Raw genomic sequence first — 9,742 nt, forward strand, 5'->3', positions numbered from 1 at the left:
GATTAGAGCACCTAGTTTGTGCAAGGCGCCCGAATCCGGGGCATGCAGGCTGGCGCGTCATGCTAGAGTTCGGAGACCGGCGCGCTACCCTTCGGGGTCCGCCGATGATTCGTCACCAGGACGGTGCGAAGCTCAACGACCGCGCCTGCAGCCGGCCCGCGTCAGATGTCCAAGAAGGCCCAAGGAGCAGTTCGTGAGTCAGGCCAGTGATCTTCCGCCACGCAAGTCCCGCCAACCCAGCCCTGCCGCCCAGCAACGCCGGCAGCGCCAGATAGAAGCCAAGCGCGCCCAGATCCTCAGCGCGGCGCTCGATATCTTTTCCCGCTTCGGTCTGCACGGCGCCAGCCTGGATCAGGTGGCGCTGCAGGCGGACGTCTCCAAGACCAACCTGCTCTACTATTTCAGCAACAAGGAAGAGCTCTATGTCGCCGTGCTGCGTCAGCTGCTGGCGACCTGGCTGAATCCCCTGCGCACCTTCAGCGAAGACCAGGAGCCCCTCGACGCCCTGCGCGGCTATCTGCGCCAGAAGCTGGAGATGTCCCGCGACTATCCCGCCGAGTCCCGGCTGTTCTGCCTGGAGATGGTCCAGGGCGCACCGCTGCTGCTGCCCGAATTGCAGGGCAGCCTGCACGACCTGATGGACGAGAAGACCCGGGTGATCCGCACCTGGATCGCCGCCGGCAAGCTGGCCCCGGTGGATCCGCACCACCTGATCTTCAGCATCTGGGCCATCACCCAGCACTATGCGGATTTCCGGGTGCAGGTGCAGACCCTGTGCGGCCGCTCGCTGAAGGATCCGCTGTTCTTCGACGAGGTCCTGCAGGGCCTGGAGACGCTGATCATCGACGGACTCAGGCCCCGCGCCGGTGGCCCGGCCTAGGCCGCCAGGAAGAACTCGGCGAACAACTCGCTCAGCCTCGGCCAGAGCGGTGCCGGCAGGTCATGGGCCATGTCCGGTATCAGTTCGAAGCGGGCGCCGGGAATGGCCCGCGCCACGGCGCGACCACAGGCCGGACGCAGCAAGGGGTCCCGCGCGCCGTGCACCACCAGGGTCGGCGCCTGGATGCGGCGGGCGAAGGGCCGCAGATCGCCGCTGCCGAGCAGGGCGAACAACTGCCGCTGCACCCCCTCCACATCCACCCCGCGCGCCAGGATACGCTGCACCAGTCGTTCCAGATCGGCCTCGCTCTGGCGATACCTCGGACTCTCGATACCGCGCAGCAGGGCCTTCTGCCGGGCGAGCGCCGCCTCCGCCGGCAGATCGGCCGGCGGCCGCAGCAGCAGGCTGCCCAGCAGCTTGAACGAGGGTGGCGGCAACAGCGGCTGATTGGTCGACGAGAACAGGATGCCCAGCCGCGCGACCCGCTGAGGCCATTGAGCGGCGAGGATCTGGGCGATCATGCCGCCCATGGAGCCGCCCAGTACGAAGGCGCGTTCCAGCCCCAGGTGATCGAGCAGCCCGACCGCATCGGCGGCCATGGCTTCCAGGCGATAGGGCACCGCGCTGGGCTTGCCCAGTTGCGCCCGCCCCAGCACCGGCCACAGTGAAGGCGGCCGTCCACCCGGCCAGCTCAGCCGCGAGGACTGGCCGACGTCGCGATTGTCGAAACGAATCACCCGCAGGCCCCGGCGCACCAGGGCCTCGCAGAAGCCTTCCGGCCAGAGCAGCAACTGGGCGCCAAAGCCCATGATCAGCAGCAGCGCCGGATCGGCGGGATCGCCCCAGTCCTCATAGGCCAGCTCGAGGGCGCCGACCCGGGCGCGACCTTCACGTATGTCCATGGCTCCCTCGCGAAATGGCTAAAGGGCCATGCTACCCCAAGGTCGTACCCGCGAAAGCGGCAGAACCGGGCGGTCACGCGGCGCTGCTGCGCTATGCTCGGACAGACCTCTTCCAGAGACCTTCGCCATGTCCGCAGCGCCCCTGGTTTACCACCTGACCGACGAAGCACGCGAAGACCTGCGCCAGGCGATCGCGGCGCCGCTGAGGCGCTACAACGACAGCCAGGCGGGCCCGAGCGGTTACCGGGCCCTAGTCATCAGCCTGACCCGCGGCGGCGAAGCCCTCGGCGGCCTCTGGGGCTACACCAGCTATGGCTGGCTCTATGTGCAGTTGCTGGCGGTGGAGGAAGCCGCCCGCGGCCAGGGCGCCGGCCGCGAATTGCTGCGGCGCGCCGAGGCCGAGGCGCTGGTCCGCGGCTGCCACGGCGCCTGGCTCGACACCCACGAATTCCAGGCTCGCGGCTTCTACGAACGCCTGGGCTACGAGGTATTCGGCGAGCTGGCGGACTATCCGCCGGGCTTCGCGCGGTATTTCCTGCGCAAGGCGCTGTGCCCGACGCCCGCCGTCGGCACTAGCGCTGGCCCTGACTGAGGGCGCTGAGGCGGGTCGAGAGTCCCTGCATCTCCTGGCCAAGCTGACGCAGGGTACCGGCGTCGCGGGCGCCCTCTTCGCTCGCCGCATGGATACGCACCGCCAGTTCATTGATTTCCTGGGTCACGTGGCTCTGCTCCTGGGCGGCCACGGCGATCTGCTGAGCGCGCTCGACGATGCCATCGAAGCTGTCGACGGTCCCGCTCAGGGTGCCGGCCACGACGGTCGCCTCTCGGACGGCGACTTCGGTACGCTGCACCCCGGCCTGCATGGTGGCCACGGCGGCGCTCGACGCCTGGCGCAGGCTGGCGATCATCCCCTGGATTTCGTTGGCGGACGCCTGGGTCCGCCCGGCCAGCGTGCGCACCTCGTCGGCGACCACGGCGAAGCCGCGTCCCTGTTCACCTGCCCGGGCCGCCTCGATGGCGGCGTTGAGGGCCAGCAGGTTGGTCTGTTCGGAGATCGACTTGATCACGTCCAGCACGCCGCCGACCCGCTCGATGTCCTCGCCCAGACGGGTGATGGCGGTGGCAGCGCCACCGATCTCCTGGGCCAGCCCCTGCATGGAGTCGGTGTTGCGCGCCATCTGGCTCTGGCCGGTGTGCACCGTGCCGAGCGAAGCGCGGGCCACGTCCGAGCAGTCGGTGGTGTTGCGCGCCACCTCGCCGGCGCTGGCCGACATCTCGGTGATGGCCGTCGCCAGCAGGGTGTTGTCTTCGCGCTGCTTTTCCGCCCGATCGGCCAGGCCATGGGAGAGTTGCGCCAGCTCGGTCGCCTGGCCCTGCAGCAGCGAGGCGTCAGCGGCGATCCGGCGGAGCATCTCGCGCAGCGAGCCGGCATAGCGATTGACCGCGCCGCGCAAGCGGCCGATTTCGTCGGCACGCCGGATGTCCAGTTCGCTCGCGTTGGCACCGTCCTGGCCCAGGCGCTCGATCTGCAGGGTGGTCTCTTCCAACTGGGCCAGCAGGCGCCGGCCGGCGAGCCAGGCTATGCCCAGCAGCAGTGCCAGGAGCGGCAACAGCAAGAGCAGCATCTGGCTGGTCAGGCGCGTGGCCAGGCCGGTGACCTGAGCTTCGGGCGTGACCAGACCGACCTGCCAGCCGGTCGCATCCATCGGCACCAGGGTGACGTAAGCGGCGCCATCGAGCTGGCGATCGTGAGGGAGGTACAGGGTGCGGTTGCCCGTTTGGCCGAGGGCATCCGCCACCGCCTTGAACGAGGCCTCACCCGCGATCACGTCGTTCAGCGTCGGCAGGCCCTTGGCACCCTTGATCCCAGGGAAATAGAGCAGATTGCCACTGCGATCGACGGCGAAGGCATAGCCACCGGTCACGCCACCCTGGCGTTCGAGGAAGGCGGCGAGACCATCGAGCTTCAGGTCCAGCGTCGCCACGCCGGCGAAGGCGTTCTGTTGGCGATAGGGCACGCTGCAGGTGGTCATGGCGACCTGGCTGACCGGGTCCTGGTAGGCGTCGGACCAGACGCACCGTCCCGCGGTGGCCGCCTTGGCATCGCGATACCAGGATTCGTCGCGATAGGCCGAGGTCTGGGGCGCATTGTAGTCGTCCGAGTACTCCAGACCGCCGGCGCCGTTGCGAGCCCAGAAGAAGCTGCGGCGGTCGACCCCCGGGGTGAAGGCGGCGGGTTCCGGCCAGAGGCCGCCGCCGGCGATAGCCTGGTCGCCGTGGCTGTCGATGAGCCTTGGCAGGACGGCCTTCACCAGCCCTTCGTCATGGGGCAGCGTCTCGCCCAGATCCGCCAGGGCCACGCTGGTCCCTTCGATACGCGCCAGCTGCAGGGCGAGTTGCCGTGCAATGGCGGTGGCCGACTGTTCGGCCGCGGCCGTCCCGGCGGCCACCAGTTGCGGTTTACCACCAAAGGCCATCACGGCGTAGACGCCGATGGCGGTGAGCCCCAGCAGGCAAAGCACGCCCAGGGTCATGCGCCCGGCGATGCGGGTGGGTATCAGAGTCATACGGCGGCTCCAGAAGGTTGCCAGGGGGAATGGCCAGTATTACGGCCGGGACGGCGGTCAATTGAGCGAAGCGATACCCCCGCGCGGGATACCGCCGATGAACGGCGGGCAATCAGCCCGCGGTGAGGAAGTTGCCGATCCGGGCGTTGTCCTGCCCACCTTCCAGCAGCGGCACCTCGGCTTCGTCCTTGAGTTGCACGCCGGAGAGCTTGCGGCGATCCGCTTCGCGCATCAGGTAGAGCAGCTTGTGCGCCGCCAGGCCATAGGCCAGGCCTTCCAGGCGCACGTTGGAGATGCAGTTGCGATAGGCGTCGTTGAGGCCCGGGCGCGGGCCGTAGGTGAAGTAGAGGCCGAGGCTGTCGGGCGAACTCAGACCGGGGCGCTCGCCGATCAGCATCACCAGCAGGCGCGCCTTGAGCAGCCCGCCGATCTCGTCGCCCACCGCTACCCGCCCCTGCTCCACCAGGGTCACCGGCGCCCAGCGCCAGCCCTCGGCCCCGGCCTGGTCGGCCAGGCGCTCCAGGAACGGCAGCGCATGGCGATGCACCGCCAGGGCAGAGAGGCCATCGGCGATGACCACGGCGACGTCGAAGCCCTCGGGATGCTCGGCGGCATAGGCCTGGAGTTCGTGGGCGGACTCCGCGGACAGCTTGCGGCCCAGGTCGGGACGTTGCAGATAGGTATGGCGATCCGGCGCGGCGCTCTTGAGCACCAGGGTCTCGCGCCCCTGGGCAGCCAGGCCTTCGCGCAAGGCCTGATGATCGAAAGCCAGGTGCACCGCATCGCGGGCCTGGGCATGGGCGGCCTGGAAGTCCAGCTGGGCCGACGTCGGCAGGCTGGTCCCGGCACGGCCGAGGGCGATGCGTGCCGGGGTGAGGCGACGCAATTCGGCCCAGGGGTCGGGGCGGGCGGTGTCGTTGGGGTTCATGAGCGACTCCTGAACGATTCGGTATCTAAGCTATCGCGGCCATGGGCCGCTCCTACGGGTACAGAGGGAGTTTGTAGGAGCGGCCCATGGCCGCGATCCTCCCTACAACTGCGCCAGCGCCCGCTGGAATGGCGCTGGCAAGCCTTCGCCGAGGCGGAAGCGGCCGTCCTCCAGCCGCAGGATGCCCAGCCGGTCGAGCCAGGCGGCGAATTCCGGGGCCGGCTGCAGGCCCAGCACCTGGCGGGCGTAGAGGGCGTCGTGGAAGGAGGTGGTCTGGTAGTTGAGCATCACGTCGTCCGACCCCGGGATGCCCATGATGAAGTTGATGCCCGCCGCGCCCAGCAGGGTCAGCAGCATGTCCATGTCGTCCTGGTCGGCCTCGGCATGGTTGGTGTAGCAGATGTCGCAGCCCATGGGCACGCCGAGCAGCTTGCCGCAGAAGTGATCCTCCAGCCCGGCGCGGATGATCTGCTTGCCGTTGTAGAGGTACTCGGGGCCGATGAAGCCGACCACGGTGTTGACCAGCAGCGGCTTGAATTGCCGCGCCACGGCGTAGGCGCGCACCTCGCAGGTCTGCTGGTCGACGCCGTGGTGGGCGCCGGCGGAGAGGGCGCTGCCCTGCCCCGTCTCGAAATACATGAGGTTGTCGCCCAGGGTACCGCGGCGTTGCGACAGTCCGGCATCAAAGCCTTCCTGCAACAGTGCCAGGCTGATGCCGAAGCTTTCGTTGGCGCCCTGGGTGCCGGCGATGGACTGGAACACCAGGTCCACCGGCGCACCCCGCTCGATGGCGGCGATGCTGGTGGTGACGTGGGTCAGAACGCAGGACTGGGTGGGTATTTCGTAGCGCTGGATCACGGCGTCGAGCATCTTCAGCAGTTCGCAGATGCCGCTGGTGCTGTCGGTGGCCGGATTGATGCCGATCACCGCATCGCCGTTGCCATAGAGCAGGCCGTCGAGGACGCTGGCGGCGATGCCGGCCGGATCGTCGGTGGGGTGATTGGGCTGCAGCCGGGTCGACAGCCGTCCACGCAGGCCGATGGTGTTGCGAAAGCGGGTCACCACCCGGACCTTTTGCGCCACCAGGATCAGGTCCTGGATACGCATGATCTTGGACACCGCGGCGACCATCTCCGGGGTCAGCCCCGGAGCCAGGGCGGCAAGACTCGTCTCGTCGGCCACCGGCCCCAGCAGCCAGTCGCGGAAGCCGCCCACGGTGAGGTGGGCGACCGGGGCGAAGGCCTGGGCATCGTGGCTATCCAGGATGAGCCGGGTGACCTCGTCGGCTTCGTAGGGGATCACCGCCTCGCTGAGAAAGTGCTTGAGCGGCACCTCGGCCAGCGCCATCTGCGCCGCCACCCGCTCCACGTCGCTGCCGGCGGCGACCCCGGCCAGGACATCCCCGGAACGCGCCGGGGTGGCCTTGGCCAGCAGTTCCTTGAGATCGGCGAAGCGCCAGGTCTGGCCACCCACGCTGTGCTGGAAACCGCTCATGCTACCTCCTCGGGTTGCGCTGCTCAGGCCTCGCCAAAGGCGGCATCGGGCGCGATGTCGCTCTGTCTACGGCTGAGACCGCAGACCAGCGCGCCTATCACCATCAGCACCACGAAGACGCTGGCGATCACCGGGTTGTACCAGACCATGGCGATCAGGCAGACCACCGCCAGCACCAGGGCGATGGCCGGCACCACCGGATAGCCGGGGGCGCGGAAGGTGCGCTCCAGGTTGGGCTCGCTGCGCCGCAGTTTGAACAGGCTGAGCATGCTCATGATGTACATGACGATGGCGCCGAACACGCTCATGGTGATCATGGCGGCGGTCAGGGTCAGGCCCTGCAGGCTGATCACGCCGTCGCTGAAGATGGCGGCGATGCCCACCACGCCACCGGCCAGCACCGCGCGGTGCGGGGTCTGGAAGCGCGACAGCTTGGCCAGGCCATGGGGCAGGAAGCCGGCGCGGGCCAGGGCGAAGAACTGCCGGGAATAGCCGAGGATGATGCCGTGGAAGCTGGCCACCAGGCCGAACAGGCCGATGCCCACCAGCAGGTGCAGCCACATCGAGCCCTCGCCTACCACGCCCTTCATGGCCTGGGGCAGCGGATCGTTGATGTTGGACAGGGCGCGCCAGTCACCCACGCCGCCGGCAAAGATCATCACGCCGATGGCCAGGGTCACCAGGGTGAGGATGCCGGCGATGTAGGCCTTGGGAATGGTCCGCTTGGGGTCCTTGGCTTCCTCGGCGGCCATGGCCGCGCCCTCGATGGCGAGAAAGAACCAGATGGCGAAGGGAATGGCGGCGAACATGCCGCCCACCGCGGCCAGGGAGAACTGGTCCTGCCCGGCCCAGCCGCCGCTGGTGAAGTTGGTCAGGCTGAAGCCCGGCGCCACCACCCCCATGAAGATCAGCAGCTCGATCACCGCCAGCACCGTGACCACCAGTTCGAAGGTGGCGGCGATGCTCACCCCGAGGATGTTCAGGGTCATGAAGATGAAATAGGCCGCCACCGCGCAGAGCTTGGGATCGAGGGTGGGAAACTGCACGTTGAGGTAGGCGCCGATGGCCATGGCGATGGCCGGCGGGGCGAAGACGAACTCGATCAGGGTGGCGATGCCGGCGATGGTGCCGCCCGTGGGGCCGAAGGCGCGCCGGCTGTAGGCGAAGGGTCCGCCGGCGTGGGGAATGGCGGTGGTGAGCTCGGTGAAGCTGAAGATGAAGCAGGTATACATCACCGCCACCACCAGCGCGGTGATCAGAAAGCCCAGGGTCCCGGCGACGCCCCAGCCGTAGCTCCAGCCGAAGTATTCCCCGGAGATCACCAGCCCCACGGCGATGCCCCAGAGGTGCAGGGTGCCGAGGGTCGGCTTGAGTTTCTCGTTGGTCATGACAGGCCACTCCCCTTGTAGCGACGTGATCCGAATGGGTCACCGCGATCCCGCGATGCCCGGCTTTTTCGAGCTTAAACAGCTGGGGGCCGTGGCGACTTGACCGCTCGGCACGGTCGCTGTGACCTCGGGTCAAGTCGGCGTTACCCCTCTTCCCAGGGTGCTACCCGAGACCGCACCACCCTGGTGCGATGCCCGACCGCCCGCCCCGCGATGAGGCACGTCAAGGCGCCCAATAGCGTGAAGCCCTCGGCGTTCCAGCCCCGATGGAGGACCGCTTTCCACCTAGGGGCACAGCCTTTGCTTCATTCATGCCGATCCCCTCCCTGGACCCGCACCATGCCCCTGGCCGCCTCCGGCTTCGCCGCCCTGACCTCACCGTCGCGCAATCTCGGCGTGCTCTCCGCCGCCGCCAGCGGACTGGATGCCGTCATCACCAGCCACGGCGGCGACGTCGATCGCATCTTCGGCACTGCCGGCATCGACCCCGAACAGCTGCAGCACCCCACCCTGAGCCTGGGGTTGGGCAACTACTGCCGGGTCCTGGAGGAAGCTGCCGCCCAGTCCGGCTGCGACAATTTCGGCCTGCACTACGGCGGCCAATTCAAACCGCAGATGCTCGGCCTGCTGGGCTACGTGGGGCTCTGCTCGCCCACCGCCGAGGCGGCCCTGCAGAATTTCGCCGCCGCCTTTCCCTTTCACCAGCACAGCACCCTGATCCAGCTGGTGGACGCCGGTGACTGCTGGCGCTTCGACTACCAGGTGCGCCACGGCGCCATCGTCGCCCGCCGCCAGGATGCCGAGCTGACCCTGGGCATGCTGCTCAACCTCTTGCGCCATGTGCTCGGGCCCACCTGGGCGCCGCGCACGGTGCAATTCGAACATCCGCGCCCCGAAGGCTGGCACGAGCACCGCCGGCTGTTCGATGCTCCAGTCAGCTTCGGCCAGCCCTGCAATGCCATGCTGGTGCCCAAGGCCGACCTGCGCGGCCGCGCCATGCCCGACCACGATCCGCTGCTCCTCTTGGTGGTGCAGGACGCCATCCGCCAACTCGGCCAGCGGCTGCCACAGATGGAACTGCTCGAAGAGGTCCGCGCCTCGGTGCGCCTGGCGTTGCCCCTGGGCGAGCCCAGCCTGGAGTCCATCGCCCAGCGCCTGGACCTTTCCACCAGCCAGCTGCAACGCCGCCTGCGCGACCAGGGCGCGAGCTTCTCGGCGCTGGTCGAGGGCGTCCGCCGCGACCTGGCGCAGCACTACCTGCGGCAGCGCCTGCCGGTCACCGACCTGGCGCCGCTACTGGGCTATTCGGAGACCAGCGCCTTTTCGCGGGCGTTTCGGCGGTGGTTTCAGGTGAGTCCGCGGCAGTGGCGGGGGATTTCTTAAAATGGGGTGGGGAAAAGAGCCACGAACGCCGGCTGACGTAGGTTGGCGCTGAGCGTAGCGAAGCCCAACAAGGTGGGGTTGCGGCTCTGTGTTATGGGTGCCATAGCTGTTTATCTAGCTTTGCTGGTACTTCTTGTTTCGCCCCCTCGGGCGAGTCACTTTTGCCAATCGCCGCAAAAGTAACCAAAAACGCTTGCCCC

8 protein-coding genes and 1 pseudogene are annotated in these 9,742 nt (G+C 68.2%); 3 read left to right on the top strand and 6 right to left on the bottom strand.

Going from position 1 to position 9,742, the window contains the following annotated elements:
- Positions 1-193: 193 nt before the first annotated feature.
- Positions 194-880 (top strand): HTH-type transcriptional regulator RutR, encoded by a 687-nt coding sequence (gene rutR / locus POR01S_RS22665; RefSeq protein WP_042138500.1) that lies wholly within the window; start codon positions 194-196, stop codon positions 878-880.
- Here the strand turns inward: rutR and POR01S_RS22670 are convergent.
- A complete protein-coding gene (locus POR01S_RS22670) occupies positions 877-1,782 on the bottom strand; it encodes an alpha/beta fold hydrolase (RefSeq protein ID WP_027600946.1) in 906 nt (301 codons plus the stop codon). The two genes, rutR and POR01S_RS22670, sit on opposite strands and share 4 nt — an antisense overlap.
- 127 nt (positions 1,783-1,909) lie before the next feature.
- Here POR01S_RS22670 and POR01S_RS22675 point away from each other — a divergent pair, with 127 nt between their 5' ends.
- Positions 1,910-2,374, top strand: a complete 465-nt coding sequence (locus POR01S_RS22675; protein ID WP_007162989.1) for a GNAT family N-acetyltransferase — start codon at positions 1,910-1,912, stop codon at positions 2,372-2,374.
- On the opposite strand, the gene POR01S_RS24460 is transcribed toward POR01S_RS22675, so the two are convergent.
- The 5 genes and pseudogenes from POR01S_RS24460 to eat all read right to left on the bottom strand — a co-directional run bounded on the left by POR01S_RS24460 (position 2,355) and on the right by eat (position 8,159).
- On the bottom strand, positions 2,355-3,488 hold the full coding sequence (locus tag POR01S_RS24460) for a methyl-accepting chemotaxis protein (protein ID WP_420893613.1): 1,134 nt from the start codon (positions 3,486-3,488) through the stop codon (positions 2,355-2,357). The two genes, POR01S_RS22675 and POR01S_RS24460, sit on opposite strands and share 20 nt — an antisense overlap.
- 255 nt (positions 3,489-3,743) lie before the next feature.
- A pseudogene (locus tag POR01S_RS24465) lies at positions 3,744-4,349 on the bottom strand (cache domain-containing protein); the annotation flags it as partial.
- Positions 4,350-4,461: 112 nt separating this feature from the next.
- Positions 4,462-5,277 (bottom strand): ethanolamine ammonia-lyase subunit EutC, encoded by an 816-nt coding sequence (gene eutC, locus POR01S_RS22685; RefSeq protein ID WP_042138504.1) that lies wholly within the window; start codon positions 5,275-5,277, stop codon positions 4,462-4,464.
- A 102-nt stretch (positions 5,278-5,379) separates the two neighbouring features.
- On the bottom strand, positions 5,380-6,771 hold the full coding sequence (locus POR01S_RS22690; protein WP_042138506.1) for an ethanolamine ammonia-lyase subunit EutB: 1,392 nt from the start codon (positions 6,769-6,771) through the stop codon (positions 5,380-5,382).
- Between the two features lie 23 nt (positions 6,772-6,794).
- Entirely contained in the window at positions 6,795-8,159 is a 1,365-nt protein-coding gene (gene eat / locus POR01S_RS22695) for an ethanolamine permease (protein WP_042138508.1), read from the bottom strand.
- Between the two features lie 339 nt (positions 8,160-8,498).
- Here eat and qhpR point away from each other — a divergent pair, with 339 nt between their 5' ends.
- A complete protein-coding gene (gene qhpR, locus POR01S_RS22700; protein ID WP_042138510.1) occupies positions 8,499-9,542 on the top strand; it encodes an AraC-like transcriptional regulator QhpR in 1,044 nt (347 codons plus the stop codon).
- The last annotated feature ends 200 nt before the right edge of the window (positions 9,543-9,742 follow it).

The sequence above is a fragment of the Pseudomonas oryzihabitans NBRC 102199 genome (assembly GCF_000730625.1).
GTDB lineage: Bacteria > Pseudomonadota > Gammaproteobacteria > Pseudomonadales > Pseudomonadaceae > Chryseomonas > Chryseomonas oryzihabitans.

What these genes read in the sequence shown, in the direction of transcription:
- POR01S_RS22670 (WP_027600946.1), bottom strand. Translation starts at nt 1,782, where the DNA reads ATGGACATACGTGAAGGTCGCGCCCGGGTCGGCGCCCTCGAGCTGGCC.
- POR01S_RS22675 (WP_007162989.1), top strand. Translation starts at nt 1,910, where the DNA reads ATGTCCGCAGCGCCCCTGGTTTACCACCTGACCGACGAAGCACGCGAA.
- POR01S_RS24460 (WP_420893613.1), bottom strand. Translation starts at nt 3,488, where the DNA reads ATGGATGCGACCGGCTGGCAGGTCGGTCTGGTCACGCCCGAAGCTCAG.
- eutC (WP_042138504.1), bottom strand. Translation starts at nt 5,277, where the DNA reads ATGAACCCCAACGACACCGCCCGCCCCGACCCCTGGGCCGAATTGCGT.
- POR01S_RS22690 (WP_042138506.1), bottom strand. Translation starts at nt 6,771, where the DNA reads ATGAGCGGTTTCCAGCACAGCGTGGGTGGCCAGACCTGGCGCTTCGCC.
- eat (WP_042138508.1), bottom strand. Translation starts at nt 8,159, where the DNA reads ATGACCAACGAGAAACTCAAGCCGACCCTCGGCACCCTGCACCTCTGG.
- qhpR (WP_042138510.1), top strand. Translation starts at nt 8,499, where the DNA reads ATGCCCCTGGCCGCCTCCGGCTTCGCCGCCCTGACCTCACCGTCGCGC.